Origin of the sequence: Bacillus sp. MAG717A, from assembly GCF_036884855.1 — a bacterium.
In the GTDB taxonomy this organism is placed as follows: domain Bacteria; phylum Bacillota; class Bacilli; order Bacillales; family Bacillaceae; genus Bacillus; species Bacillus safensis.
In genome coordinates this window covers 3,035,798-3,061,697 of the sequence record NZ_CP145733.1, presented here as the reverse complement: position 1 = coordinate 3,061,697, position 25,900 = coordinate 3,035,798, and the positions used below count along the sequence as shown (strand labels likewise).

At 41.0% G+C, this 25,900-nt stretch carries 30 protein-coding genes; 1 reads left to right on the top strand and 29 read right to left on the bottom strand.

Going from position 1 to position 25,900, the window contains the following annotated elements; translation table 11 throughout:
* Positions 1 to 191: 191 nt before the first annotated feature.
* From aroH to V6Z54_RS15815, 19 genes are all read right to left on the bottom strand, one after another.
* On the bottom strand, positions 192 to 575 hold the full coding sequence (aroH, locus tag V6Z54_RS15905) for a chorismate mutase (RefSeq protein ID WP_024422804.1): 384 nt from the start codon (positions 573 to 575) through the stop codon (positions 192 to 194).
* Positions 572 to 1,663 (bottom strand): 3-dehydroquinate synthase, encoded by a 1,092-nt coding sequence (aroB, locus tag V6Z54_RS15900; protein ID WP_269103348.1) that lies wholly within the window; start codon positions 1,661 to 1,663, stop codon positions 572 to 574. Before aroB ends, aroH begins: the two co-directional genes overlap by 4 nt.
* Positions 1,663 to 2,835 (bottom strand): chorismate synthase, encoded by a 1,173-nt coding sequence (gene aroC / locus V6Z54_RS15895; protein WP_269103347.1) that lies wholly within the window; start codon positions 2,833 to 2,835, stop codon positions 1,663 to 1,665. The genes aroB and aroC overlap by 1 nt, the downstream gene beginning before the upstream one ends.
* Positions 2,836 to 2,908: 73 nt before the next feature.
* Positions 2,909 to 3,688 carry a protein-glutamate O-methyltransferase CheR gene (locus tag V6Z54_RS15890; RefSeq protein WP_041085901.1) on the bottom strand — a complete coding sequence of 260 codons (780 nt, stop codon included), beginning with the start codon at positions 3,686 to 3,688 and terminating at the stop codon, positions 2,909 to 2,911.
* Positions 3,689 to 3,833: 145 nt separating this feature from the next.
* Positions 3,834 to 4,280, bottom strand: coding sequence for a nucleoside-diphosphate kinase (ndk, locus tag V6Z54_RS15885; protein ID WP_024422808.1), 447 nt, complete (start codon positions 4,278 to 4,280; stop codon positions 3,834 to 3,836).
* 129 nt (positions 4,281 to 4,409) lie between these two features.
* A complete protein-coding gene (gene hepT, locus V6Z54_RS15880) occupies positions 4,410 to 5,372 on the bottom strand; it encodes a heptaprenyl diphosphate synthase component II (RefSeq protein ID WP_041085904.1) in 963 nt (320 codons plus the stop codon).
* A gap of 24 nt (positions 5,373 to 5,396) precedes the next feature.
* A complete protein-coding gene (locus tag V6Z54_RS15875; RefSeq protein ID WP_041085906.1) occupies positions 5,397 to 6,101 on the bottom strand; it encodes a demethylmenaquinone methyltransferase in 705 nt (234 codons plus the stop codon).
* 3 nt (positions 6,102 to 6,104) lie between these two features.
* Positions 6,105 to 6,872 (bottom strand): heptaprenyl diphosphate synthase component 1, encoded by a 768-nt coding sequence (locus V6Z54_RS15870; RefSeq protein WP_269103344.1) that lies wholly within the window; start codon positions 6,870 to 6,872, stop codon positions 6,105 to 6,107.
* Positions 6,873 to 6,987: 115 nt separating this feature from the next.
* Positions 6,988 to 7,218, bottom strand: coding sequence for a trp RNA-binding attenuation protein MtrB (gene mtrB / locus V6Z54_RS15865; protein WP_008344541.1), 231 nt, complete (start codon positions 7,216 to 7,218; stop codon positions 6,988 to 6,990).
* Positions 7,219 to 7,242: 24 nt separating this feature from the next.
* A complete protein-coding gene (gene folE, locus V6Z54_RS15860; RefSeq protein WP_003215789.1) occupies positions 7,243 to 7,812 on the bottom strand; it encodes a GTP cyclohydrolase I FolE in 570 nt (189 codons plus the stop codon).
* A 190-nt stretch (positions 7,813 to 8,002) separates the two neighbouring features.
* A complete protein-coding gene (gene hbs / locus V6Z54_RS15855) occupies positions 8,003 to 8,281 on the bottom strand; it encodes a non-specific DNA-binding protein Hbs (RefSeq protein WP_003215863.1) in 279 nt (92 codons plus the stop codon).
* Positions 8,282 to 8,657: 376 nt separating this feature from the next.
* The gene (gene spoIVA / locus V6Z54_RS15850) at positions 8,658 to 10,136 is read right to left on the bottom strand and encodes a stage IV sporulation protein A (protein ID WP_008344534.1); all 1,479 of its coding nucleotides are present in this window, start codon (positions 10,134 to 10,136) and stop codon (positions 8,658 to 8,660) included.
* A gap of 204 nt (positions 10,137 to 10,340) precedes the next feature.
* Positions 10,341 to 11,066: a hypothetical protein gene (locus tag V6Z54_RS15845; RefSeq protein ID WP_338527481.1), complete on the bottom strand. Its 726-nt coding sequence runs from the start codon at positions 11,064 to 11,066 to the stop codon at positions 10,341 to 10,343.
* Positions 11,067 to 11,084: 18 nt separating this feature from the next.
* Complete coding sequence (locus V6Z54_RS15840; protein WP_041085913.1) at positions 11,085 to 11,288, bottom strand: DUF2768 domain-containing protein; 204 nt, start codon at positions 11,286 to 11,288, stop codon at positions 11,085 to 11,087.
* A 266-nt stretch (positions 11,289 to 11,554) separates the two neighbouring features.
* Positions 11,555 to 12,592, bottom strand: coding sequence for an NAD(P)H-dependent glycerol-3-phosphate dehydrogenase (locus tag V6Z54_RS15835; protein ID WP_041085916.1), 1,038 nt, complete (start codon positions 12,590 to 12,592; stop codon positions 11,555 to 11,557).
* Between the two features lie 14 nt (positions 12,593 to 12,606).
* A complete protein-coding gene (gene der / locus V6Z54_RS15830; RefSeq protein ID WP_041085918.1) occupies positions 12,607 to 13,917 on the bottom strand; it encodes a ribosome biogenesis GTPase Der in 1,311 nt (436 codons plus the stop codon).
* Positions 13,918 to 14,076: 159 nt separating this feature from the next.
* The gene (locus tag V6Z54_RS15825; RefSeq protein WP_008344527.1) at positions 14,077 to 14,271 is read right to left on the bottom strand and encodes a hypothetical protein; all 195 of its coding nucleotides are present in this window, start codon (positions 14,269 to 14,271) and stop codon (positions 14,077 to 14,079) included.
* A gap of 6 nt (positions 14,272 to 14,277) precedes the next feature.
* Positions 14,278 to 15,162, bottom strand: coding sequence for a YIEGIA family protein (locus V6Z54_RS15820; protein WP_073979669.1), 885 nt, complete (start codon positions 15,160 to 15,162; stop codon positions 14,278 to 14,280).
* Positions 15,159 to 15,701, bottom strand: coding sequence for a hypothetical protein (locus tag V6Z54_RS15815; RefSeq protein ID WP_041085921.1), 543 nt, complete (start codon positions 15,699 to 15,701; stop codon positions 15,159 to 15,161). Before V6Z54_RS15815 ends, V6Z54_RS15820 begins: the two co-directional genes overlap by 4 nt.
* A gap of 179 nt (positions 15,702 to 15,880) precedes the next feature.
* Here V6Z54_RS15815 and V6Z54_RS15810 point away from each other — a divergent pair, with 179 nt between their 5' ends.
* Positions 15,881 to 16,012 carry a YpzI family protein gene (locus tag V6Z54_RS15810; protein WP_064497540.1) on the top strand — a complete coding sequence of 44 codons (132 nt, stop codon included), beginning with the start codon at positions 15,881 to 15,883 and terminating at the stop codon, positions 16,010 to 16,012.
* Between the two features lie 16 nt (positions 16,013 to 16,028).
* On the opposite strand, the gene fni is transcribed toward V6Z54_RS15810, so the two are convergent.
* From fni to V6Z54_RS15760, 10 genes are all read right to left on the bottom strand, one after another.
* Positions 16,029 to 17,084: a type 2 isopentenyl-diphosphate Delta-isomerase gene (fni, locus tag V6Z54_RS15805; protein ID WP_269103340.1), complete on the bottom strand. Its 1,056-nt coding sequence runs from the start codon at positions 17,082 to 17,084 to the stop codon at positions 16,029 to 16,031.
* A gap of 14 nt (positions 17,085 to 17,098) precedes the next feature.
* Entirely contained in the window at positions 17,099 to 18,250 is a 1,152-nt protein-coding gene (rpsA, locus tag V6Z54_RS15800) for a 30S ribosomal protein S1 (protein WP_041085926.1), read from the bottom strand.
* 223 nt (positions 18,251 to 18,473) lie between these two features.
* Positions 18,474 to 19,151 carry a (d)CMP kinase gene (gene cmk, locus V6Z54_RS15795; RefSeq protein WP_338527480.1) on the bottom strand — a complete coding sequence of 226 codons (678 nt, stop codon included), beginning with the start codon at positions 19,149 to 19,151 and terminating at the stop codon, positions 18,474 to 18,476.
* A gap of 71 nt (positions 19,152 to 19,222) precedes the next feature.
* Complete coding sequence (locus V6Z54_RS15790; RefSeq protein ID WP_024422820.1) at positions 19,223 to 19,405, bottom strand: DUF5359 family protein; 183 nt, start codon at positions 19,403 to 19,405, stop codon at positions 19,223 to 19,225.
* A 63-nt stretch (positions 19,406 to 19,468) separates the two neighbouring features.
* A complete protein-coding gene (locus V6Z54_RS15785) occupies positions 19,469 to 20,116 on the bottom strand; it encodes a flagellar brake domain-containing protein (protein WP_269103339.1) in 648 nt (215 codons plus the stop codon).
* Positions 20,117 to 20,218: 102 nt separating this feature from the next.
* Complete coding sequence (gene ypeB, locus V6Z54_RS15780; protein ID WP_305960272.1) at positions 20,219 to 21,568, bottom strand: germination protein YpeB; 1,350 nt, start codon at positions 21,566 to 21,568, stop codon at positions 20,219 to 20,221.
* 16 nt (positions 21,569 to 21,584) lie between these two features.
* Positions 21,585 to 22,493 carry a spore cortex-lytic enzyme gene (gene sleB, locus V6Z54_RS15775; protein WP_269103337.1) on the bottom strand — a complete coding sequence of 303 codons (909 nt, stop codon included), beginning with the start codon at positions 22,491 to 22,493 and terminating at the stop codon, positions 21,585 to 21,587.
* A gap of 133 nt (positions 22,494 to 22,626) precedes the next feature.
* Positions 22,627 to 23,283 (bottom strand): glutamic-type intramembrane protease PrsW, encoded by a 657-nt coding sequence (gene prsW / locus V6Z54_RS15770; RefSeq protein ID WP_041085934.1) that lies wholly within the window; start codon positions 23,281 to 23,283, stop codon positions 22,627 to 22,629.
* A gap of 154 nt (positions 23,284 to 23,437) precedes the next feature.
* Positions 23,438 to 24,409: a YpdA family putative bacillithiol disulfide reductase gene (locus V6Z54_RS15765; protein WP_041086836.1), complete on the bottom strand. Its 972-nt coding sequence runs from the start codon at positions 24,407 to 24,409 to the stop codon at positions 23,438 to 23,440.
* Between the two features lie 122 nt (positions 24,410 to 24,531).
* Positions 24,532 to 25,806, bottom strand: coding sequence for a Glu/Leu/Phe/Val dehydrogenase (locus V6Z54_RS15760; RefSeq protein WP_007500982.1), 1,275 nt, complete (start codon positions 25,804 to 25,806; stop codon positions 24,532 to 24,534).
* Positions 25,807 to 25,900: the final 94 nt, after the last annotated feature.

The window sequence follows — 25,900 nt, the reverse complement described above, 5'->3', positions numbered from 1 at the left end:
ATATAGAGGGTTTGTATGAGTATACGAAATAAGCCTAAAAGAGGGTTGCTCTTTTAGGCAGTATGATTAAATAGAAGTATCGTATCTCTGCTCAACTCTACTCATCTCAACTACCCTAGTCTCATTCTCATCTTCTCTAAGCTTGCAATGCCGTTTACACCTGTGTGTAAACTTCGGCTGTTCATATCGTATTATAATTCCTTGTTTTTTGTCAACTGTAAATCAGGGCGAAGCGTCACAGCTTCTTCCAAGTACACATGCTGTATGTCTTCCTGCTTTGTATCTGTCTGGACAGTCATTAAGACTCGAATACATTGCTTTAAACCGCCATCAATGTCCAGTTCTTGCATGCAAGTAACCGGTACATATGTCCATCCTTCAAACTGACGAAGTGCTTTTGCCGGAAAAACGGAGTGAATATCTTGTGTAGCTGAAATCAAGATCTGCACGACACGTTCTGGATCTACTTGGTTTCTTGAAATAATCGCTTCTAACAGCTGTTTCGTTTTGTTTAACACTTCAGTTTCTGTATCTTCTATCACAGTTGTAGCCCCACGTATCCCGCGAAACATCATAGACATCCCTCCTCCCGTTTCCATTCTTCGAGCCAGTAGTGCAGCTCATCTTTTGTGAAAGACTGCAAGGTGACGTCTCCAACCTGTTTTAATAAAACAAATTGAACACTGCCGCCTCTTGCTTTCTTATCACCAATCATCCGGTCAACAAATGTTTTCGTTGAAATCTCTTGTGTGACTTGTACAGGGAATCCAAGTTCTTTCATCCACTCTTTTAGTTCCAAACGATTAAGGCTGAGCCCCAGTTCCTTTTCGCTCACATACAGCGCAAACTGCATGCCTATTGCAATGGCATCTCCATGCGTGATGGCGCCGTATCCATACTCTGCTTCAATGGCATGCCCCAATGTATGGCCTAAATTCAAAAATGCACGCACGCCTTGTTCTTTTTCATCTTCTTGAACAATTGACGCTTTGACTTGAATGCCTTGATACAGCATATGTGCCAGCTCGCTCTTTGACAAATCCGTCAAAGAACGAATGGACATTAGTTCTGATAAAAAGTCTTCACTTGAAATCAGTGCATGTTTGATGACTTCTGCAAAGCCTGATCTTCGTTCAATTTGCGATAGGGTCTCAAGCATACTAGTATCATAGATCACAGCTTTCGGCTGATGAAACGCACCGATTAAATTTTTACCGAGCGGATGGTTGATCCCTGTTTTCCCGCCAACTGCACTATCATGTGCCAGCAGCGTCGTTGGAATTTGGATAAAGTCAATACCTCTCATATAAGTGGCAGCAGCAAATCCAGCCAAATCTCCAATCACGCCGCCTCCCAGCGCAATGATACAGGAGGAACGATCAAGCTGAAATTGAATGGCTTTTGTATGAATATGTTCAAATTCGGCAAAGGATTTTGACTGCTCTCCGCTTGGCACAACCACTTTGTTCACAGGCCACTTCTCTTGAAGTAAACGAACCATCTCATCACCATAAATGGCATCAACAGCTGTATCTGTGACGATTAAGAGCTTCGTATAGGAATGCCCTGTGGAAGTTATCAAGTCGACGATATTGCGTTTAATCCCATCACCGATAAATACAGGATAAGTGGCTGAAGACGTCTTAACTTCCAGTGTTTTCATTAAAATTCCCTCTGAAGCTGGCGCATTTTTTCAACATTTTCTTTAATGCGGTCGATTTGGTCAAGACCAAACTGCTCCACAACTGCATTGGCAATTTCCCATGCCACAACTGCTTCTGCAACAACACTTGCGGCAGGAACGGCGCAGCTGTCAGAACGTTCAATACTTGCAGAGAAAGGTTCTTTTGTTTCAATGTCAACGCTTTGAAGCGGCTTATAAAGCGTTGGAATTGGTTTCATAACCCCTCTTACAACAATTGGCATACCAGTTGACATTCCGCCTTCAAGACCGCCTAGGCGGTTTGTTTTTCTCGTATAGCCCTTTTCTTCATCCCAGATGATTTCATCATGGACCTCACTGCCATTTTTAGAGGCTGCCTCGAAGCCAATACCGAATTCAACCCCTTTAAAAGCGTTGATACTAAGTACAGCGCCTGCAAGCTTGCTGTCCAATTTACGGTCGTAATGAACATAGCTGCCAACCCCAACCGGCATCCCTTCAACAATAACTTCAACAATTCCGCCAATTGAATCGCCGTTTTTCTTCGCTTCATCAATTGCATCCATCATTTTCTGACCTGCTTCACTGTCATAGCAGCGAACAGGTGATTCTTCTGTTACCTTTTGCAAATCTTCAATAGACTCGTATGCTGTATGAGCTGCTTTCACTCCGCCAATTTCAAGAACGTGGCCAGCTACTTTAATCCCTAGATGCGCCAAGATTTGTTTGGCAACTGCGCCTGCTGCTACGCGAACAGTTGTCTCGCGGGCTGATGAGCGCTCTAATACGTTTCTCATATCACGGTGTCCATATTTAATCGCACCATTTAAATCCGCATGTCCTGGTCTTGGACGAGAGATTTGACGCTTCATTTCACTTTCTTCTTCTTCCGTGATTGGCTCTGCCCCCATCACCTTTGTCCAATGCTTCCAGTCGTTATTTTCAACAACAAGTGCGATTGGAGAACCTAATGTTCTCCCGTGGCGAACGCCACTTAACACTTTTGCCTGGTCTGTTTCAATCTGCATTCTTCTTCCGCGGCCATGACCTTTCTGTCTTCTAGCCAATTCATAATTGATGTCATCCTGCTCTATGTAAAGTCCCGCTGGAACTCCTTCAATAATTGTGGTCAATTGTGGACCATGTGACTCACCTGCTGTTAAGTACCTCATAACTCAATCTCCCTTCATCGCATTAACGCTTTTAAGTAAAAATATAATAACACACTTGCTACTAAAAAGTCAGCTACATACCCTTCTTTTGATAAAAGAAAGTATCAGCAGATGTCAGTCCAAACTTTTCTGGGTGAAAAATTTGCTCTGTAGAACCAACAAATAATACGCCATTTTCTTTTAAACTACTGCTCATTTTCAAGTAAATTTCTTCTTTCGCCTCTTCAGTAAAATAAATCAGTACATTTCGGCAAACGATAAGGTCAAGCTGTTTTTCATATGGATCTGCTAAAAGGTTGTGCTTCTTAAATTGAATATGCTTTCGAACCTCATCCTTCACAGTGTAAAATGAGGAATCTTCTTTTGTGAAATATTTTTGCTTGATATGATCTGGAACCTCTTGCAGAGAGCGTTCATGATATCTGCCTTTTTGAGCTGACTGCAGAACTTTATCATCAATGTCAGTTGCAATAATTTGAAAGTCTTTCACAAGAGGATGGCTTGACAGCAGCATGGAGAGTGTATATGGCTCCTCTCCTGTCGAACATGCTGCACTCCAAATCTTTAAGGTGCCGCCATTTTTCGAGAGCAGCGGCAGGATTTTTTGATCAAGTACTTCCCAGCGCTGATAGTTTCGGTAAAATTCTGACACATTAATCGTCATGCGGTCCATCGTCTCATCTAATAGTGCTCTGTCCTTTTCAAGCGCGGCCGCGAATGCTTCGAAATCTTTAAATCCTTTTTTATCATAAAGTGATGTTAATCTTCGTTTCATTTGTGCTTCTTTATATAAATTCAGATCAACCCCGGTTAGTTTTTTCCATTTTCCAACAAATACTTGATATGAATCCATCAATGTCCTCTCCTGTCTCATCTATCTTTGTCCTAGTATAGCTGTTTTTATCGAAAATTTGTATCTTCTCATACGAAATTTCGTGTAGAAAGTTCAATATAAAAAAAGCCAAAGTGCTCATTGAATGAACACCTTGGCTTGAACCTTAATAAATCCAGCTTGAGATGGTTTGATCCCAGCTTGTGAGTTCTTCTTGTTTGAAGAATAAGTTAATTTCTCTTTCAGCACTTTCTGGTGAGTCTGACCCATGAATAATGTTTTTCCCAACAGTCAATCCATAGTCTCCTCTTATTGTTCCTGGAAGCGCTTCCTTTGGATTTGTTTTGCCGATAATTTGTCTTGTTACGTCTACTACCTGTTCACCTTGCCATACCATTGCAAATACAGGTCCTGACGTAATAAAGTCAACCAATTCCCCGAAAAATGGTTTTTCTTTATGCTCTCCGTAATGTGTTTCTGCTACTTCCTTTGGTATACTCATTAGTTTTGCACCAACAAGCTGAAGCCCCTTTTTTTCGAATCTTGACACAATGTCACCGATTAATTGTCTTTCCACACCATCAGGTTTGACCATAAGAAATGTTTTGTCCATATACGTTTTCCACCCCGTCGTTATGTATGTATAGGCTTACATTGTTACAAAGTGATCGTATCATTTTTTTTTATAATAATCAATTTTTGACAAAAAATTTCACAAAAAAACCAATCAACGTAACGTTGATTAGAATTTTCGTTTCCCAATATATTTTGCAATGGAGGCGAGTGACGTTCTCGCTCGTCCTCGAGGAAGTTTGTCGAGCTGTTCAAAAGCTTTTTTCAAATACATTTCACTCACTCGAATCGAGCGGTCGATCGCATCTGTTTGTTTGAGGCTTTCAATGACAGGCTTCAGCTGCTTCTCCGTCGTTTCACTATTGATCAGCTTCAATTGACCTTCTAGTGTCGGATTTTTCAGTGCATATAAAACTGGGAGTGTGACATTTCCTTGTAAAAGGTCTCCTCCAACAGGCTTGCCCAGCTCTTCTTCTGTTGATGTGAAATCAAGGACATCATCAATGATCTGATAAGACATGCCGACATAGTATCCAAACCAATAGAGGGCTTTATGTGTTTTTTCATCTGTACCTGCTGCAATAGCGCCTAATTGACAGCTGCCAGCAATAAGCAAGGCTGTTTTTCGTTTGATTCTTCTTAAATATGTACGCAGGTTCTGTTCCATATTATATTTATCTTTCACTTGCTCTATTTCACCAAGACAGAGCTCAACGACCATTTTTGACAAAATTTCATGTGCCATTGGGTGATTGATTTTTGTCATGTATTCAAGTGATCTCGCAAACATATAATCCCCTGTGTACATGGCAATTCTGTTATCCCATTTTGCCTTTATCGTTGGTTTGCCTCTTCTCAGCTCTGCATCATCAATGACATCATCGTGAACAAGTGATGCCATATGAATTAGCTCGAGGGCAACGGCAACATATTTTATTTTATTAATGTCATAGTCACCAAACATGCCTGAAAGGAGAACAAAAACGGGGCGGATTCGTTTTCCGCCCGCTTGCAGCAAATGAAGACCTGCTTCACTTAATAATGCATAATCAGAGCGAACTGTTTGTTCAAGCTCTTTTTCAATTATATCGATATCATGATTTAAAAAAGAGATCATTGCTTTTAGTTTCATTATCTTCACCCAAATATCGTTTATTCAAAGCTTCTTTCCGATATGTGTTGCTGCTACACCGCCTGTAAATGGATGATACGAGACATCAGACAACCCGGCCTCTTCGAACAGAGTCGCCAGCTCTTTCATGCCAGGGAATGTTTTGGCCGATTCTTGAAGCCATGAATACTCCTGATAACTTTTGGCAAACAGTTTACCAAAGAGCGGCATAATGTATTTGAAATAGATGTAGTAGCCTTGCTTAAAGCCGATCATCTCAGGCTGTGATGTCTCAAGACAGACAACCATTCCGCCAGGCTTCACTACTCTTGTCATTTCCTTTAGCACCGTTAAATAATCAGGGACGTTTCGAAGTCCAAAACCGATGGTGACATAATCAAATGAGTTGTCTTCAAAAGGGAGCTCCATCGCATTGCCGTGAAGCAATTCAATCTGTTTGTAGCCCCCAGTCTTCACCTTCGTTTCTCCAACACTCAGCATGTTTTTACTGAAATCAAGACCTTTGACCTCGCCTTTTTCTCCAACAGCATCTGCAAGCGCAATTGTCCAATCGGCTGTCCCGCAGCATACATCTAATGCTTTAGAGCCTTTTTGCACATTCATGAGCTTCATTGTTTTATCACGCCATTTTTTATGCTGTTTAAAGCTGATGACAGAGTTCATTTGATCATAGTTTTTATAAATTTTTTCAAATACACCGTGTACTCGCTGTTCTTTTGATTGCTGCATGACTTACCCTTCTTCCACTTTCTGATGGTACGCAGGCTCATTTTTCATATGATCCAAGCGATTTAATAGCTCTTTTTGAACGACCGGAGATGAAACAAGATGCTCCTTGATCGGCCGTTTGGCCTGCTCATAGCCTTCATTCTCAAAGTTGTCAAAACATGAATAGGCGTCCGTATAACTATCGTTCAAAAAAAGTTTTAAATGTTTGTCATTTTCTGCTTGTTTCATGAAACGTTTATAAACAAGAAAACGACTTGCAATCTCATTCCAATGCGTTAATTGAAAATGCTCAGAAATCCTTTGGAAAAGCGCAGATTCAACTGTAGCTACACTTTTGTAAAAGTGCGCTGCATCTTGAATGGACCGGTCATACAGTCTAATTTTATGTTCATTGATCTCTTTGATCGCCGTAGCAAGCGTGCGGATCATATATATGTCTTTCATGTCAGAGAGAAGAGAATAATAGAGACCGCTGAAATAGTCTCCTGCCAGGATGGTCAGCTGACGATTTTTGAATTCGTCTTGCTTGATGGCTGCAGCAGTTGTGACTTCGTCATGGGTATCAAGGGCAATTTGCACAAGCATCGCCGTTAAAATATAATTTTCTTTTTTCTCTGCATCAATTTGGGCTTCATCAAACATTGCATGAAAAAGAAGGAGCTTATCTTCATCGATGAGTGGTGCACGTAAATGCTTCGCCAAATAAGGATGAGAAAGCTTTTTATTTAATTTTATATTTAGATTAGATAAAATTCCGTAGATGTCTTGCAAAGATATCACCCTTGTCCCAAAAATTACAGTTTCATATGTAGACCTGCACATTGTATAGAGATTTATTATACCATATCAGCTCTCACTTTTATGCTATCAAGTGCATACAAGTTCTTTATTTCTTTGCTTCGCTTTGAATTTCGCCGAAGCTTGTTTGAATGACAGCATCGCCTCTTACTTTGATCGCTGACGTATGCTCAGTAAATTGCGCAATGATCACTTCACCTTTATCGAGCTTCTCGGAATGGTGAAATCTTGTATCAGAACCTCTTGTTAGGCCGATGACATTTACACCATTATCAATGGCTTTAATCACCACAAAATCAGATGCTTTATTTTCACTCATTTTGTTCACCGTCCATCTATTGAATTAGTCGTTTTTAATAAAGGAAAGCACTTCTGCTCTTGCTGCTGCATCATTTGCAAATGTGCCGCGGACTGCTGAGGTCACTGTTTTAGCGCCTGGCTTTTTCACTCCGCGCATCGTCATACACATATGCTCTGCTTCAACAACAATCATCACGCCATGCGGATTAAGTGTTTCCACCATACTATCTGCAATGGTTGATGTAATGCGTTCCTGAAGCTGCGGGCGTTTTGCCACGGCTTCGACTGCTCTTGCCAGCTTGCTAAGTCCCGTTACTTTTCCGCCGCGCGGAATATAAGCAACGTGGGCTTTCCCATAGAAAGGCACGAGGTGGTGTTCACACATTGAATGGAAAGCAATATCTTTTACAAGGACGAGTTCTTCGTGGTCTTCGCCAAAAATGGTTTTAAAATGTTCTTTTGGATCTTCATTTAATCCTGAAAACACTTCTTCATACATTTTTGCGACTCGTTTTGGGGTATCGAGAAGTCCTTCACGATCTGGATCTTCTCCGATTGCTTTTAATATATCGCGTACTGCGTGTTCGATTAATTCTTTATTTATTTCACTCATGTATTATATCCTCCAAAGGCGATTACATTTCATTCAGATTCTAGCACACTTCAGATCCTAAAAGCAAAGGAGAGCGTTCTAAACGAACCTTTTGATTCAAAAGGAAAAGCCCCTTATGAAAGGGGCTTTTCTAGACCAGTGTGAAACTGTATATGTATAACTCCTTCAACAGGATCATTACACATAACGATTATTTACCTGCCACCGCGTCTTTAAGTGCTTTACCTGGTTTGAAAGCAGGTACTTTGCTTGCAGGGATTTCGATCTCTGCACCAGTTTGTGGGTTACGTCCTTTACGAGCTGAACGCTCACGTACTTCAAAGTTACCAAAACCAATAAGTTGGATTTTGTCACCATTTTTAAGTGCATCTAAAATTGTATCAAAAACAGAATCAACTGCTTTTGTCGCGTCTTTTTTAGATAACTCGCTTGCTTCAGCAACCGCGTTAATAAGTTCTGTCTTGTTCATGCCTTTCACCTCCTCCCAAAAATATGAATTCAGTAGATTGTTATCATTTCTTCACAATTCATCTTCTTTCTATACCCTTTTTCAGAAAAAAAGAGCGTCCTAGAAAGCGTTATACATGGCTTTTCATTAGAAAACATCTCTTTGAAGGAATGTTTGTCCAACAAAGTGAAGATTTTCTGTAAGTAGATTAACACATATGAAATACCATATCAAGCATTTTAAAGGGAAGAATCCTTATTCGTCAAGGATTAAGGGCACTTTTGCGAACGAATATTCCTAATTTCAGCCTGAATCTGACTAATCTTTATACAATTGTCTTTTTATGACTCATTCCACACGCAAAAAAAAGACCCCTATCAATGAGAGGTCTCACTTGCTATAAAATAATCGCGATCAAACCGCCTGATCCTTCGTTGATGATTCTTTCAAGCGTTTCCTTCAGCTTATATCTTGCATTTTCCGGCATGAGAGAAAGCTTTGCTTGAATGCCTTCTCTGACAAGGGAGCTGAGGGAGCGGCCAAATATATCTGAATTCCAGATAGAAAGCGGATCATCTTCAAAGTCTTGCATTAAGTAGCGGACGAGCTCTTCACTTTGTTTTTCTGTTCCGATAATCGGTGCAAATTCACTCTCTACATCTACTTTGATCATGTGAATAGATGGAGCTACTGCTTTTAATCTCACGCCAAATCTAGATCCCTGCCTAATGATTTCTGGCTCATCTAAACTCATATCTGACAACGCTGGCGCTGCAATTCCGTAACCAGTCTGCTTCACCATTTTTAACGCGTCTGATACTTGATCATATTCTGTCTTAGCATGAGCAAAATCTTGCATGAGCTCTAGTAGATGGTCTTTCCCCCTAATTTCTACACCAACGACTTCTTTTAGTATATGATCATATAGATCATCTGGCGCATACAGATCAATCTCCGCAATCCCCTGACCCATTTCAATTCCTGCTAAACCCGCTCTTTCGATAAAATCAAATTCACTGAATTGACCAACGACACGGTCGACATCTCTTAATCTTTTAATATCCTTTACGGTTTCCTTCACTGAATCCTGATAGCTCTCTCTCAGCCAGTGATCTTCTTTCAGCACCATCACCCAGCTTGGCAGGTTCACATTCACCTCTAGAACTGGGAATTCATATAATGCTTCACGAAGTACACTGAGTACGTCTTGCTCTCTCATACTTTCTACGCTCATGGCGAGTACTGGAATATCATACTTTTGGCTAAGTTCCTGCCGGAGCGCTTCTGTTTCAGGATGATATGGCCTCACAGAGTTGATGACCATAATAAACGGCTTACCAACCTCTTTGAGTTCATCAATCACACGTTCTTCAGATTCAATATAATCATGTCTTGGGATTTCTCCAATAGATCCATCTGTTGTAATCACAACACCTATTGTTGAATGCTCTTGAATGACCTTGCGTGTACCAATTTCCGCTGCTTCATGAAACGGGATTGGCTCTTCATACCACGGCGTATTGATCATTCTTGGGCCATTTTCATCTTCATACCCGCGCGCACCAGGGACAGTGTATCCCACACAATCGACAAGCCTGATGTTGACATCAAGACCGTCACTCACGTGAATAGATGCTGCTTGATTCGGTACAAATTTTGGCTCTGTGGTCATAATGGTTTTTCCTGCTGCGCTTTGCGGCAATTCATCCTGTGCTCTTGCACGATCTGCCTCATTATTGATATTCGGGAGCACCACGAGCTCCATAAACTTTTTAATAAACGTAGATTTCCCTGTACGAACAGCGCCAACGACTCCTAAATATATATCGCCTCCTGTTCGTTCAGCGATATCCTTGAAAATATCGACTTTTTCCAAGTGATCCCCTCCCGGACTTGCTATCCTCGTTTTCAAATTAAATACTCTATACTTCAATCAAACTGTGCTTGAAAGGTGTCTGGACAATATATGTGTATGACGTTGTCCTATTTGAATATGACACCTTTTTGTTTTGAGAGTAAGTTTAGCCATAAAAAAACCTTTCTCCTCATTTATATGCAGAGGAAAAAGGTTCATTCTTGTTTATGACGTCTTTTTTTCTAAAAAGGCAGGCTCACCCTTTTTGTTGATGGTATATGGGACAGAAAACGCGGGTACAAACGGGGTTTCCTGCCAATATACATCTTGAATGTTTTCACCTGGTTTCAGCTTTTGCTTCGTATTCTTCAAAATATGAGCAAAATCACTGCGATAGTCCACATAGATGTCACCGTTTGATGAAATCAGTAATGGGAGGGAATTCCCTGTCACAGGACTCATGACCGCAGGCGGCGATTTTAATCCTAATTTTTTCTCATTTAACGTATATAAATTGTCTGATACGACTTTGCCGTATGGCGGATATGTATGTTCATCTTGATACATCTTGATCCTAAGACGTAATTCATTGATGGTCTGCGTCATTTTGACATCAAGCAGTTTCACAGTTGGTTTCTTTTCGACGTCTGTGAGGACATAAATATATTCGCCCCCGCCTTCATAAGATGTAGACGGTACATCGTGTAAATATCTTGGTGACAAGCGCTTAAAGTCGATGACATATTTCTGATAAACCGGCGTGTCTGCTTCTTTCGTTTCTATAGGCAAAAGACCATTTGTTGCTTTTTGAAATTCCTCAATCGCTGTCTGTACACTTTGCAGCTGCTCTTCGTATGGCACCCGGTTCTCAGTTTTGCGATTTTCTGGATACAGACATCCTGTTAATAACATAAATGCTAACAGCGTGACACTGACTTTTGCTTTGATCATCACATTCTTCCTTTTTCTTTATTCATTAACCGGCCCGCTAAAGACAACTAAAAACACAATGATACCCGATATAAGCATCAAGCTGTATGCGACGGTTGAGGCCATTATTTTAAGAAATTTGCTTTTCAGCTTAAACCTGCTGAAATAAATGGTTACTACGGCTAAAAACATGAGCCCCATTGAACCAAGCGCAAACCACATCTTGATTAAAGCAAAACTCATCGTGCCTGTCCCCCTTTAAAACGAACGAATTGTAAGCGTTTATATTTCATTCTAAACCAAAAATAAGGTAAATATCAATCATTTTTCCATTCATTTAGAAAAAAGCGCATAAAAAAACTGAAGCAAAGAGGGGGACTCTGCTTCAGTCATTGGATCGACTATTTTCCTCATTCTGTAGAGGCAAAGCTCTATTCAAACTTCATTGCTATGTTATGCAAGTCTTCCCCTTCTTGCATCCTCTACATGCCTAAGTTCAGTCTTTCCATTTATTTTGTTTGGTTTTCAAACATGTTCACAAGGTCTTCCATCTCATGTGTTTTCACACGTGCCATTAAAGATTCTACAGCATCGTCAACCTTTTTCCCTTCAAACAGGACACCGTAAAGAGCCTCTGTAATCGGCATGCTGACCTTGTATTCTTTGGAGAGCTGATAAGCGCCTTTTGTTGTGCGGACGCCTTCGACAACCATCCCCATTTTTTCAAGCACTTCTTCAAGCTTATATCCTTTACCAAGTAAATTCCCGCAGCGCCAGTTACGCGAATGAACACTTGTACATGTCACGATCAAATCGCCAACACCCGTTAATCCGGCAAATGTAAGGGGATTCCCTCCCATTTTTGTGCCAAGACGTGCGATTTCAGCAAGTCCTCTAGTGATAAGCGCCGCTTTTGCATTGTCACCATATCCAAGTCCGTCTGTGATACCAGCCGCAAGAGCAATGATATTTTTCAATGCGCCGCCAATTTCCACCCCAATCACATCAGGGTTTGTGTACACTCTAAAATGATTGTTCATGAACAAATCTTGAACAAATTGAGCTGCTTCAATATTTTCTGACGAGACAGTAACAGTTGTCGGATGACGCAGACCTACTTCTTCTGCATGACTTGGCCCTGATAGGACAACGACAGCTTCTCTTTTCTCAGATGGGACTTCTTGTTCAATCATTTGAGAAATTCTAAGAAGTGTATCTGGTTCGATTCCCTTACTGACATGGACAAACGGCACCTTCGATGAAATCAGCTCATTTGCCTGCTTCAATACCTCACGAATGGCCTTTGTTGGCACAGCGACAATAATCGCCTCTGTCCCTTCTAAAGCCTGCTTCATATCGGTTGTCGCCTGAATAGACGCTGGCAGTTCGACATTTGGCAAGTAATCATGATTTTCATGTTTCTCATTGATTTGATCAATGAGCTCTTGTCTATGTCCCCACATGTGTACATCATGATGATTATCAGCTAATACAAGCGCAAGAGCTGTTCCCCAGCTGCCTGCTCCAAGTACGGAAATTTTCTTCATCCTGCTCACCCTTTTTATTTTCTCGCTCTCGCAAATATTTTAATCGGTGTTCCTTCAAAACCAAATGCATCTCGAATGCGGTTTTCTAGGAAACGCTCATAAGAAAAGTGCATAAGCTCTGGATCGTTTACAAACACAACGAAGGACGGAGGCTTAATGGCCACCTGTGTTGCATAGTAAATTTTGAGGCGCTGTCCGTTATGGGTCGGCGTTGGATTCATCGCCACCGCATCCATAATGATATCATTTAAAATATTGGTTTGAACGCGCATTGCATGGTTTTCGCTCGCTGTGATTATGGACGGCATTAATGTATGAATTCTCTTTTTCGTAAGAGCAGACATAAACAAGACAGGTGCATAATCAAGGAATTGAAAGTGCTCACGGATGTTTTGCTCAAATTCCTTCATCGTACGCTCATCTTTTTCAACAGCATCCCATTTGTTCACAATGATGACAACAGCTTTACCAGCTTCGTGTGCATAGCCCGCAATTCGTTTATCCTGCTCAATAATGCCTTCCTCGCCATCAAGTACAACAGCGACAACATCAGAGCGATCAATGGCTTTTAATGCACGAAGCACACTGTATTTCTCTGTTGTTTCATATACTTTCCCTTTTTTCCTCATACCTGCTGTATCAACAATAACAAAGTCACGCTGATTGTACGTAAACATCGTATCGACAGCATCTCTTGTTGTACCAGCGATGTTGCTGACAATGACGCGGTCTTCTCCCAGCATAGCATTCACTAAAGAAGATTTCCCTACATTGGGGCGGCCAATTAAGCAGAACTGGACAACTTCTTCATCATATTGCGTATCCGGTAAATTCTTAAAATGTTCTGCAACTGCATCAAGCAGATCACCAAGACCTAATCCATGCGTTCCAGAAATCGGAAACGGCTCGCCAAATCCGAGCGCATAAAAGTCATACACGTCGCTTCTCATTTCAGGGTTGTCCAGTTTATTGACAGCAAGTACAACTGGCTTTTTCGTGCGATATAAAATTTTTGCGACTTCTTCATCCGCAGATGTCACGCCATCTCGGCCATTCACCATAAAGATAATGACATCTGCTTCGTCCATTGCGATTTCTGCCTGATGGCGAATTTGCGCCAAGAATGGCTCATCTCCAATATCAATTCCACCAGTATCTATTAAATTAAAGTCATAATTTAACCATTCAGCAGAGCTATAGATTCGATCTCTTGTTACACCAGGTGTGTCTTCTACAATCGATATTCTTTCGCCTGCGATTCGATTAAAAATTGTAGATTTTCCAACGTTGGGCCTTCCAACAATGGCTACGACAGGTTTACCCATAGTACCCTTCCTTTCAATCCAGCCGCGATTCAATATGTTCATCATCATGTTTCAACCGGGATTTAAAATTTTCATTCAGTTTTATGAAATAAACCCTTCAAACATGAAGGGTTCAACTTATATATTATATCAATTTTTAATCAGACCACAATGAATAACTTAAAAATGTTTGACAATCAAGTAAAGATCTTCTCCAATGCCGTGTGCAATTCCATCTAAAATGGCCTCTAAATTCATGGCATACATGTCGAGCTCTTCTTTATTTTCACAGAAAAAAACGGCTGTTCCGCCAATGACCCGCTCTTTATTTGTTGTTGCCACAGCCAATATAAATTGTTCAATGGTGTTCGCCATGCCCTATTACCTCACTTTCTTTTTAATGAAATCTGTTGGCATTCTAATGGCATTTTCTAAAATAGGCACCTCTTCTAATACACGGACAGCCAAATCTTCACGATACCATTGCGGTAAAATGAATACGCCAAGTGTACCGGTATTCAGATCACGTTTTGCGAGCGGACAGAGCGAGGGCTCACCAGAATCGCGGTATACGCCAAGCACGTTCGATAAATCAAATAAAATGGCTTGCCGCTGACCAAGGTTGGCAATCGTTGTAGCAGAGTTGAAATTTTTCGGTGTCAAAATAAAGCCCATCCCATGCTCTAAAATGAGTTTTTGCTTTTCAGGCAGCCCGATGTTCATAATGTATATATCATTTACATAAAGCCCTGCCCCATCAAAGCGAAGCTCCCCTTTTTGAATGCTGACGATATCCTTTAATTGACTGCCTGACATTAATAGCTTTGCCATGAAAAAACAAAGAATACCGACCACTGTTCCAATAACAAGCGAAAAGAAAATACAGGCTGTTGTTGTAATGAGTGCAGTGAGAATGGCAATATAATTTCGACTTTCAAAAGCAATGGCAATGCCTTCTATATATGTACTGCCTCTTGAGACAAGCTCATATGAATCCATTTGGGTTAACGTATTTCTTTCCATATTTCGGACATCCCTAAATTGCGTGGCTGCCAAAGTGAGAAAGGTTATCGCCGTAAATTCCTCCTGAATTAGTGCAGGCATAATGATTGCACCTAATCCTGAAGCAATAAAACCAAGCGCAATGTGAATCACTTGTCCATGAATATACGTAGGGTATTGCCGGTAATCAGTTCTTAGCATGTAAAGTCTGGCCGCCATCCCAAAGATGACACCAATAATCACAGGAAACGTATAGTCTGTCATGTTGATTTTGCAGCCCCTTTTACTGATTTTCTTGATGAACGGGCGTTCAAGAGCTTTTCAAGCTGATCGACACCTAATAGGAAGACCGCTCCTTGAACAACGAAGGAAAGAAAAGAGAGATCCCCTATGACAATTGATGATGTAAGGCGGTGAATCGTGAGCGCATAAAGGGCTTCGCCAAGACATACTGACATCATCCATAGGGTGATTTTTTGCGCTAACGAATGTCCATATGTCATACACATTAAGATCAGCAAGGTAAATACGACCCAATCCACCTTTATTATCGTGAACCAAACGGGGTCATATAATGCAAACATCATAAAAAAGGCATATGCGCTCACCATTGAGCCCAATTGCATAATTCTCATGATTCGATAACCAGGCCTGAATATGACGAAAGCGGCACATGCATATAAAAAAGTCATCAAGAACCCAGCATTGATGCTCATATCTAAAACGGATATCATGAAATGACTGAATATAATATGGACAAGTACACAGATGCCCAGCACGCTGCGCCACAAACTTTTTTCCATGATAAATGTCACCATAATCCAAACGAACCATATAGACCAATAATAGTACAAAGCCTCCAACGCCTGATCACCTCAATTACATTATGGGAAAATCTCCAATTTTTAAACATGAGGATCGTTACCGGCTCTGTATGAAATAAATAAGAGGTGACACCCTAATGATTGAGGAGGGGTGTATGATGGGAAAAGATAGACAGGAAAAGCGTTTAAAGGCATCAAAAAGAGTGGAATCTGACCGTGATCAATCCATTCATCATAAGGGTGCAACAGCATTAGAAGGTCCAGAAAGCGCTCGAAAAAGAAATCAATAAAAAAAGGCATGTGATATCACATGCCCCTCTTACTATAGTACGTTGTGTCAACGCCTCTTTCTTTGAGCCAATGACTTGTTTCCCCTGAGATCACAATTGGAGCTTGTCTCAGTTCTTCAATCGTCTTTACGCCAAGCGCTGTCATCATCATCTTGATATCTTCTTGAAGTTCCATGATATCTGCGATGAGGCCGCTTTCTCCTCCACTGGTCAATGATTTCAAGAAAAATCCAGCTAGACCAGCAGCAGATGCGCCAAGAGCCATTGATTTGGTTACATCAAGAGCATCTTGAATACCTCCGGAGGCTAAAATCGTTTGATTCTGAAAGGCTGTATGTACTTCAGCAAGACTCGCTGCAGTTGGAATCCCCCATTGATCAAAATAACGAAGTGCTTTTTGGCGGCGGAGATTTTCAATCTTAGAAAAGTTCGTCCCACCAAATCCGCCTACATCAACGGCTGCAACCCCAGCATGGAATAACTTTCTTGCCGTCTCCTTGCTCATGCCAAATCCGACTTCCTTCACGACAACAGGCACACCAACAGATTCAACGATAGCTGCAATCCGCTCAAGCGCCCCCCTGAAATCGCGATCCCCTTCAGGCATGACAATCTCTTGGATGACATTCAGGTGAATCTGGAGCATATTTGCCTCGAGCATGCTGACTGCTTCTTGAGCTTGCTTCATTGTCGCTTCACTGCCTAAATTCGCAAATACAATACCATCTGGATTGACTTCACGAACGACTTCATATGTTCGTCTTTCTTCTTTATCTTTCAGTGCAGCCATTTGTGACCCTACTGCTACCGGGATATTGGTCTCCTTCGCTGCGATCGATAAAGAGCGGTTGATCTCATAGGTAGATTCTCCGCCCCCGCCAGTCATTGCATTGATAAAAATTGGCGAACCGAAAGTCAGTCCGCCAATTGTCGTATGTGTATCAATTTGTGATGTTGCAAGATCTGGTAAACTGGCGTGAACGAAGGAAACATCTTCTAAACCTGTTGCTGCATGCTGGCCAGTGGACAACGCATGCTCAATATGCTGTTTCTTTCTTTCTGCTCGCGTCAATTTTGATCACCAAATTATTTTAGTTTATTGAGTTTATCGCCGATCAGGTCACCAAGCTGGAATCCGCTTGTGTTTTCTTCTTTCGCCTGATATTGACGATAATCCTCTTCGATTTGTTTTTCAGGATTTTCTTCTAAATCACGAATGCTTAGTGAGATGCGCTCTTCGTCTTCATTCACATCAAGCACTTTCACTTTGACAGTCTGCCCTTCTTCAAGGACTTCTTGCGGCGTGCCGATATGTTTATGAGAGATTTGGGAAATATGCACAAGCCCTTCTACACCTGGCAGAATTTCAACAAATGCACCAAAGCTCACAAGACGTTGAACAGTTCCTTCAAGCACATCACCTTGTTTTACCTTTTCACCAATTTGGCTCCAAGGTCCTGGTAATGTTTCTTTAATAGATAGTGAGATACGCTCGTTATCACGATCAACAGCAAGTACTTTGACCTGGACTTCCTGTCCTTCTTCTACTACGTCAGATGGCTTTTCAACATGCGCATGGGATAGTTGAGAAATGTGAACTAATCCATCAATGCCGCCAATGTCAACAAATGCACCAAAATCAGTAAGCCTCTGCACTTTACCATCAATCACACTGCCTACTTCAAGCTTTTGCAGGAAGTCTTGCTTTTTGTCTAACTGCTCTTGCTCAACGACTGCACGGTGCGAGAGAATCACGCGATTTTTTTCGCGGTCAAGTTCTACCACGACAAGTGAGAGTGTTTTCCCTTTGTAATCTGTGAAGTCTTCTACATAGTGTGCTTCTACTAAAGATGCAGGAATAAATCCGCGCACACCAATGTCAACGACAAGACCACCTTTTACAACGTCTTTTACTTCAGCTTCAAATACTTCTTTTGTTTCAAACTTTTTCTCTAGGTCTTCCCAAGCGCGGTCTGCATCAACAGCACGTTTAGATAAAATCAAAGCATCGTCTTCGACCTTTGTTACTTTAAGCTCTAACTCGTCGCCATCTTTCACGACATCTGATGCTTTTTCAACGTGAAGACTTGATAATTCACTGATTGGGATGATACCAGGTTGTTTCACATTGACGATATCTACATTGACATGCTTGTCCTCAACTTTAGAAACAATCCCTTTCACTACATCTCCAACCTCTGGTACCTGAACATCGATTTGATTCATTTCCTCTGTCATTTCGATAACCTCCTTGGTCCAAACCTACACAGCTTAGTTAAAACGACTGGGCGAATATGTGTCTTAAGCATGATGAATGCCAGCCGAATATGTATTATAGAAACATTCAAATCAATATAATTGCTTGAATGATCAATAAAAATAGTATTAGTATAAACTTCTAATAAAAGACCTTGTTTGTCAAGAGATAAACCTCTAACTTATTAAAGTTTTCTAAAATTTCTTACTGTTTCTCTACGCGGTCTGCTGCATCTAAAATTTTCCCTGCCACCTCTTGAATAGAAAGGGAAGTGGTGTCAATTTCAATGGCGTCATCTGCTTTCTTCAAAGGTGAAACTTCGCGCTCAGAATCAAGCTTATCGCGTCTTGCAATCTCTTCGATCAGCTGATCGTAATTGACATCGTAGCCTTTTTTCTGATTCTCTTCAAAGCGGCGCTTTGCTCTTTCTTCTACTGATGCAAGTAAGAAAATTTTCACTTCGGCATCTGGAAGTACGTGAGTGCCTATGTCTCTTCCGTCCATAACGACGCCGCCTCTTTTGCCAAGCTCTTGCTGCCTGCGGACCATTTCTTCCCGAACAGCTCTGTGCTTTGCAACAACCGATACTTGGTTGCTTACGCGGTCTGTGCGAATATCCTCTGTGACATCCGTATTGTTTAGATGGACTTTTTGACCCTCGCCTGTTGTTACAAGTTCAATGACTGTTTTTTTCAGTAATGAATCAAGTGCCTGTTCATCTTCAAGGTCTATACCTTGATTAAGTGCCGCAAGTGTAATCGCGCGGTACATGGCACCTGTATCAATATAAATATATGATTTTTTGGCTGCGACAATTTTTGCCACAGTGCTTTTGCCTGCTGCTGCAGGACCATCAATTGCAATAGATAATTTCTTTTTCATAATACCTCTCCTTGATTGAATCTCCCTTATGAATTGTAACACGATCACCGCTCAAACGGGGGAATTTTCTATCAATCCTTCTGCTTAAACGTCTCAATCCATTCTTCAATGCTCATGTTATTCACACCCTCATACTGCACGACTTTTGACAAAAAAAGTTCTCCTTTCGTCAAATGAAGTGTGATCTGAACAGTTAGCAATAAAACAAGCTGAATGAGCACCACTTTCAATAACCATCTTTCCATTGTCTTCATACAAAAAGCCTCCACGCTAGATTCTTTCCTCTCTAGTATGGAAGCTTTTTACACCCTTTATTCTTATGCTTTTTTCACACGTGTTAAAAGCTGCTGCTGGAAGCAGTATTTCATAATGTGCTGCTGCTGGTCATTTGTGATCTCTGAAAACTCCATGATCGCTCTTGTTTTGCCAGACTGTTCATCTTGATATACTCGATTCATCTCTGCAACCGCTTTAATTTTCACGGGCTCTTTTAAGGGAAGTTCAAACTCTGTGCCCACTTCTCCATAATCTTTCAATGACAAGCCCTCAGGAACAGCAATCGCCACGCCGCCAGCACTTATATTCACAATAAACGTGTCAAAGGGCTCATCATCCGTTTGCATGATGGTGGCTTTGATCATCGTATCCACTCTCAAATATTCTCTTCGCTGAAGCCGGACCATTTCTTCTTTTGGCGGAATGGAAATAACAATCATCGGAATATCTTCTTTTCTTTTTCCAATGACTTCGCTTTTACATTTGTATGGAATTTGATTTTCGTCAAAAAAGAAGACGGTGATTTCTGTTTGCTGGTTTAAGTAGATGGTGCGGCCCGTTTCTTTATCAGCTGGATAATTAATGCAAATATCATCGTTATTATTTTCCAAAACCTTCGATTTTGCCGTTTTCACTTCTTTGTTCTCATTGACATATTCAATTGTGATTGCATCCCCTATTTGTAACATTCCTCATCACTCTTTTCATCTGTGAAATCGTATCCTCTCTTATATTAAACCATGTCTAAAACAAAAGGAAAAGACTTATTAGCCTTTTCCTCGTTTCCTTTTCTATAGGTCTTTATATATAGGTTCTGCGTTTTTTAGTTTATCTACTCGTTCTTCTTTTCCAGTATCTGCATTAATGAACATGCGGTACGTATCGTTTTTTATCGTTCCGAGGAACTCATAGCACAGAACTTCCTCTGACATATCATTTTGTACAATCGCTAAATGAGTATCTTCGATCTTCACATGCTGATTCAATGTTTTCTGCGCTTCTTTTTGAGAGATTTTCGGTGCTTTGATGTCTCGAGTTTTATGATTCGTTAAGTAGTCCTTCGCTGAAAACCCAACAACCTCGCCATCGTCCAATGCGACTTTCATGCGTATACTATCTGGATAAAGCAGAACATTTTTTTGAAGAGGCACATAGGTAAATACACCGATATTATCAAATTGTGCACTTTCATCTAAATGGAACGATTCCGTGTCAAATCCTTGTTTCTTTAAGAAGCTAAGGGCTTTTTCTGATGCTTCATTTAAACTGATTTTTTGTTTTTTCACGTCTCGATTCTGAAGAAGATAGACTGGGTGTCCTCCTTTTTCAGTTAAGTCTAAGTAAAAGTTTGCATGGCTGTCTGGATCAGACATCGATAAGCTATACACGTCACGATTGGTTTTGCTGCCGCTTTTTCTCACTTTAAAATGTTGATTATGGTCAGGTGTGAATTGCTGTGCAATGCGGATCGCTTCTTTTTTTGAAATCTTATCGCCTTTTAAATGATTGTAGCCTTGTGTTTCTTTTTCTGTCGACACATTTGTAGGCCCAAGATCGACATCTGCAAACGCATCTGCATTTCTCTCCACTGTTTTCAGCCCGTCAATGATGGTGTTGTCGTTCTTTCGATCGCCGTCAGCCAGCGCCATTTCCACATCCATCCATTTTAAGTTTTTATTAAGGACGAGGTGCTGCACTTGTCTAAGTTCGTTTTGGATATCTGATGCCTGATTATATAGGGCTGTAATGGTTTTGTGTGTATCTTTATTTAATGGTTCGTCTGATAAAGTTTTGACTGATGATTTGTAGCTAAAGTCTCCGACATTTGCCAGAAATTCTTCCGTTTTATTAAAAGGCATCAATGTGAGCGGGAGCTGGCTGACATTGTTATGCGCTTCTGATGACATTCTCCATACATCTGCAAGTGCTGGTGAGATGGATGATTGGCTGTTCATCGCAAGAGTTGCGCCCAGTTTGTCATGCAGCTGATCCACCTGATACGTTAAATCGTGGAAGGCTCTTTGGTAGTTGTTCTCAGCATGAAGCAGCACGGCGTCTTTTTCTTGATGTTCTTTATAGCCCCAGTAACCTGTTGAGATGACAGCAATTCCTAAAATAGCAATCAATATTCCTCTGATCATTTATTTACACCTCTTTTTATTCGCAGAATATATGTTTCCCGATTCGTTTAATTTGTGGTCTTCCCCAAATCCATGGACTTGTTGCTGTATCAGGATTAAAGTAATAAATGGCGCTCTCAGATGGGTCCCAGCCATTGATTGCATCAAACACAGCTTTTTTTGCCGTTTCATCTGGCGTCATATAAAATTGCCCATCTGCAACAGCGGTAAACGCCAGCGGTTCAAAAATGACCCCTGCGATCGTATTTGGAAAGGTCGGATTGTTCAAACGGTTTAAGATAACGGCAGCGATGGCCACCTGTCCTTCATACGGCTCACCTCTGGCTTCACTGTAAACAGCTTGCGACAAGAGCTGAATGTCATTACTAGAAAAACCACCAGGCATGTTGGCTGCTGTTTGTTTCGGTGTTTGATTTCCCTGCTGGCTGCCTGACTGATTGCCAGACTTCCCAGATGATCCACTTTGACTTTTTTGATTTTCTTTTGTACCTTGGGCTGTCTTTTTTTGCGAGCTTCTTTGCGGAGCCTTTGTTTGCTGATCAAGAGGCTTCCCGCCATAATGAGTAAACTGGTTCCCTTGCTGCAGCTGCTTTTGAACAAACTCTTTGTAGTATTTCGTCTTTTGAACTAATAAGCTTTTTGTTTTCTCACCTACAAGTCCATCGACCTTCTTTACACCAAATTGGCTTTGAAAGTTGCGAACGGCCCAGTATGTCCCCCAGCCATAGACGCCATCGATTTTGCCATTGTAAAAACCATTGTATTGGAGACGTGCTTGCAGCTCGACTACATCTTCTCCTGTTGCCCCGCGCTGGATGACTTGGCTGGTGAAGGCTTCACTTTTACTGTCTGTCAAAAGTGAAGACGCAAGAAGAACGATTGAGAAGATAAGAACGATTTGTTTCATGAAACGAGCTTTATCCATATTTGATCCTCCTGTACTTTTGATGTTTGAATATATGTTTCTTCCGATCCCTATTTTTATACATTCAACACAGGAGAGAATTGGATGGAAAAGACAAAAAAACGCCCTATATATAAAAAGGACGTTTTCCAAATTAAATTTGCACCATTTTTACCGCACGGGCTTTTTTTGCTTTCCTTAAACCAAACCACCATAAAAAAATCATGAACGGCACCATGATATATCCCCAGTTTTTCATCCCTAATAGAATGAAATCATACAGGCCGTGAAACAGCACAGGGAGCGTTAAAGAAAGGAGCAGCCATTTGCGCTGCTCTTTTTTATCAGAGAAGCGCGCTTTTCCGATATAAAATCCCATCACAACACCAAATAATGCGTGACTTGATACAGGTAATAAAGCACGGGTAAACGCATATTCGACCCCGTGACCGACTAAGTAAAGTATATTTTCAAGTGTTGCAAAACCAAGTGAGACACTTGTTCCATACACAATCCCGTCATAGTGTTCGTCAAACTGGGCATGTGCATAAACGCTGACCATTAAAATAAACCATTTTAATGATTCCTCTAAAAAACCCGACGTCACAAATGAAATCAAGATAGGGTTTGTTGCGATTTTTTCCTCTTGAAGGACATATTGAATAAACATGGTTGGAAACACAAGTATGACACCTAGCATAAAAGATCTGATGACCATGTGAACCGGCTCATTGTCGTACTGATCTTTCAGATAAAAATAACTTAAAAGTGCGATGCCGGGAGCTAAACCTGCTGAGATGATTGCGATCATAACCAGACCTCTTTCCCTACATTATCCTTCATTATCGTACCATGATTTACCCTTTTTTTATATGACTCGGGCCCATTTTTCTAAAAATAAATTTCTATATAATCCCAATTTATATAAAAAGAACCGAACCCCTTTGAAGGATCCAGTTCTTTTTTTATCTGTTGATTCTTTTATTGATTTCTTCTGCAATGAGTCCGCCATGAAATCTTCCATTCTCGATGAAAATTTCATTGGCATTATTTCCAGCAGCAATGACTCCTGCAATGAAAATACCTTCAACATTCGTTTCCATCGTCTGTTCATCAAATGCTGGACGGCCTGATTCTTGATCTATCGTGACACCCATTTTTTCTAAGAAAGAATGGTCTGGATGATAGCCAGTCATAGCAAATACATAGTCACTTTTCACTCGATCCGTTTGATCTTGCTGGTTTGTAAAGATTACATCTTCCTCTGTGATTTCTTTCACCTGCGCGCCAAACTCCATTCGAATCGTTCCATTACGAACCAGCGCTTCAAACTCTGGTAAAATCCAAGGTTTGATGCTGGATGAATATTCAGTTCCTCTATAAAGTACAGTGACTCTGCTTCCGCATTTCACAAGTTCTAGCGCAGCATCCACACTGGAGTTCTTCCCGCCGATCACCGTCACATCTTTATCAAAATATGGGTGCCCTTCTTTAAAATAGTGATACACGTGGGGAAGGTCTTCTCCTTTGACGTTCATATAATTTGGATGATCATAATAGCCAGTCGCAATGACGACGTAATCACATGAATAATCGTCTTTTGATGTATTCACCGTAAAACGGCCATCTTGTTTCTTCACGGCGTTTACTTTTTCAAAAGCATGCACACGCAGGTTTTTTCGTCTGACGACCTCTCGGTAATAGGAAAGTGCCTGAATACGAACGGGCTTACGATTTTCAGTAATAAAAGCGACATCACCGATTTCAAGCTTTTCACTTGTACTAAAAAAGGTTTGATGTGTTGGGTAATGATAAATACTGTTCACGACATTCCCCTTTTCAATCACAAGTGCATCAATCCCAATTTGCTTGAATGCGATGGCAGCTGATAGCCCGCATGGGCCGCCTCCTATTATAATCGCTTTTTCTTGTTTCATTTGTTCCACTCCTGTCATTTCACTGCAATAACAATTGCTGGCTGTTGATTCTTTGTTCCATTCCATAAAAAAATCTCCTATTTAAGGATAGGAGATTTTAAGGCGTGATGCAAATCAGCCGCTTAAATCCAGCCTCTGAATCGAGAAGCTTCAGCCATTTTACGTACACCGACCATATATGCAGCAAGACGCATATCGATCCGGCGGTTTTGCGCCATTTCATAAATATTATTAAATGATTTCACCATCATATCTTCTAAACGAGTTTCAACTTCTTCTTCAGTCCAATAGAACCCTTGGTTATTCTGAACCCATTCGAAGTAAGAAACAGTTACACCACCCGCACTCGCAAGTACGTCTGGAACAAGCAGTACACCACGATCTGAAAGAATTTTGGTTCCTTCCAGTGTCGTTGGGCCATTTGCTGCTTCTACGACAATTTTTGCTTTAATGTTTGCCGCGTTATCTTCTGTGATTTGGTTTTCAATGGCTGCAGGTACTAGGATATCACAATCCAGCTCAAGCAGCTCTTGGTTTGTAATTGTATCGTTAAATAATTTAGTGACGGTTCCAAAGCTGTCACGTCGGTCAAGCAAGTAGTCAATATCTAGACCATCTTCATCGTATAATCCGCCGTACGCATCTGAAATCCCTACGATTTTCGCTCCAGCATCATACATGAATTTAGCTAAGTAGCTTCCTGCATTTCCGAATCCCTGTACGACAACACGAGCTCCGTTAATGTCAATTCCTTTTTTCTTCGCCGCTTCTTTGATGCAGATCGTCACACCTTTTGCTGTTGCAGTATCACGTCCGTGTGATCCTCCAAGAACAATTGGTTTTCCTGTAATAAATCCTGGCGAGTTAAACTCATCAATTCTAGAATATTCATCCATCATCCATGCCATAATTTGAGAGTTCGTAAACACGTCTGGTGCCGGAACATCTTTTGTTGGTCCAACAATTTGACTGATGGCGCGAACATAGCCGCGGCTTAGTTTTTCAAGCTCTCTGAATGACATTTCTCTTGGATCACAGATAATACCGCCTTTTCCTCCGCCATAAGGAAGATCCACAATTCCACATTTTAAACTCATCCAAATTGAAAGCGCTTTTACTTCTTTTTCCGTAACGTTCGGGTGGAAACGAATTCCGCCTTTTGTTGGACCGACAGCATCATTGTGCTGTGCGCGGTAACCAGTGAAAATTTTCACAGATCCATCATCCATACGTACTGGAATTTTGACCGTTAATAGACGAATTGGCTCCTTCAGCAATTCATACACTTCCTGCGGATACCCTAATTTGTCTAGCGCTTTATGTATGACGGTTTGAGTTGACTTTAAAACATCTAGCTTATCTTCTGCGTTATGAGCGGCGTTTTGATCGGCTGCCATTAAAATAAACCCCCTAGAAATCTTTCATGATCTACTGCTCCCTTTCAAGCAATAGTATACACCTTCGTACTGGTAAAGCAAAGGTAAAAAGCGT

What these genes read in the sequence shown, in the direction of transcription:
- aroH (WP_024422804.1), bottom strand. Translation starts at nt 575, where the DNA reads ATGATGTTTCGCGGGATACGTGGGGCTACAACTGTGATAGAAGATACA.
- aroB (WP_269103348.1), bottom strand. Translation starts at nt 1,663, where the DNA reads ATGAAAACACTGGAAGTTAAGACGTCTTCAGCCACTTATCCTGTATTT.
- aroC (WP_269103347.1), bottom strand. Translation starts at nt 2,835, where the DNA reads ATGAGGTACTTAACAGCAGGTGAGTCACATGGTCCACAATTGACCACA.
- V6Z54_RS15890 (WP_041085901.1), bottom strand. Translation starts at nt 3,688, where the DNA reads ATGGATTCATATCAAGTATTTGTTGGAAAATGGAAAAAACTAACCGGG.
- ndk (WP_024422808.1), bottom strand. Translation starts at nt 4,280, where the DNA reads ATGGACAAAACATTTCTTATGGTCAAACCTGATGGTGTGGAAAGACAA.
- hepT (WP_041085904.1), bottom strand. Translation starts at nt 5,372, where the DNA reads ATGAAACTAAAAGCAATGATCTCTTTTTTAAATCATGATATCGATATA.
- V6Z54_RS15875 (WP_041085906.1), bottom strand. Translation starts at nt 6,101, where the DNA reads ATGCAGCAATCAAAAGAACAGCGAGTACACGGTGTATTTGAAAAAATT.
- mtrB (WP_008344541.1), bottom strand. Translation starts at nt 7,218, where the DNA reads ATGAGTGAAAATAAAGCATCTGATTTTGTGGTGATTAAAGCCATTGAT.
- folE (WP_003215789.1), bottom strand. Translation starts at nt 7,812, where the DNA reads ATGAGTGAAATAAATAAAGAATTAATCGAACACGCAGTACGCGATATA.
- hbs (WP_003215863.1), bottom strand. Translation starts at nt 8,281, where the DNA reads ATGAACAAGACAGAACTTATTAACGCGGTTGCTGAAGCAAGCGAGTTA.
- V6Z54_RS15845 (WP_338527481.1), bottom strand. Translation starts at nt 11,066, where the DNA reads ATGATCAAAGCAAAAGTCAGTGTCACGCTGTTAGCATTTATGTTATTA.
- V6Z54_RS15840 (WP_041085913.1), bottom strand. Translation starts at nt 11,288, where the DNA reads ATGAGTTTTGCTTTAATCAAGATGTGGTTTGCGCTTGGTTCAATGGGG.
- V6Z54_RS15835 (WP_041085916.1), bottom strand. Translation starts at nt 12,592, where the DNA reads ATGAAGAAAATTTCCGTACTTGGAGCAGGCAGCTGGGGAACAGCTCTT.
- der (WP_041085918.1), bottom strand. Translation starts at nt 13,917, where the DNA reads ATGGGTAAACCTGTCGTAGCCATTGTTGGAAGGCCCAACGTTGGAAAA.
- V6Z54_RS15825 (WP_008344527.1), bottom strand. Translation starts at nt 14,271, where the DNA reads ATGGCGAACACCATTGAACAATTTATATTGGCTGTGGCAACAACAAAT.
- V6Z54_RS15820 (WP_073979669.1), bottom strand. Translation starts at nt 15,162, where the DNA reads ATGACAGACTATACGTTTCCTGTGATTATTGGTGTCATCTTTGGGATG.
- V6Z54_RS15815 (WP_041085921.1), bottom strand. Translation starts at nt 15,701, where the DNA reads ATGGAAAAAAGTTTGTGGCGCAGCGTGCTGGGCATCTGTGTACTTGTC.
- V6Z54_RS15810 (WP_064497540.1), top strand. Translation starts at nt 15,881, where the DNA reads ATGGGAAAAGATAGACAGGAAAAGCGTTTAAAGGCATCAAAAAGAGTG.
- rpsA (WP_041085926.1), bottom strand. Translation starts at nt 18,250, where the DNA reads ATGACAGAGGAAATGAATCAAATCGATGTTCAGGTACCAGAGGTTGGA.
- cmk (WP_338527480.1), bottom strand. Translation starts at nt 19,151, where the DNA reads ATGAAAAAGAAATTATCTATTGCAATTGATGGTCCTGCAGCAGCAGGC.
- V6Z54_RS15790 (WP_024422820.1), bottom strand. Translation starts at nt 19,405, where the DNA reads ATGAAGACAATGGAAAGATGGTTATTGAAAGTGGTGCTCATTCAGCTT.
- V6Z54_RS15785 (WP_269103339.1), bottom strand. Translation starts at nt 20,116, where the DNA reads ATGTTACAAATAGGGGATGCAATCACAATTGAATATGTCAATGAGAAC.
- ypeB (WP_305960272.1), bottom strand. Translation starts at nt 21,568, where the DNA reads ATGATCAGAGGAATATTGATTGCTATTTTAGGAATTGCTGTCATCTCA.
- sleB (WP_269103337.1), bottom strand. Translation starts at nt 22,493, where the DNA reads ATGGATAAAGCTCGTTTCATGAAACAAATCGTTCTTATCTTCTCAATC.
- prsW (WP_041085934.1), bottom strand. Translation starts at nt 23,283, where the DNA reads ATGATCGCAATCATCTCAGCAGGTTTAGCTCCCGGCATCGCACTTTTA.
- V6Z54_RS15765 (WP_041086836.1), bottom strand. Translation starts at nt 24,409, where the DNA reads ATGAAACAAGAAAAAGCGATTATAATAGGAGGCGGCCCATGCGGGCTA.
- V6Z54_RS15760 (WP_007500982.1), bottom strand. Translation starts at nt 25,806, where the DNA reads ATGGCAGCCGATCAAAACGCCGCTCATAACGCAGAAGATAAGCTAGAT.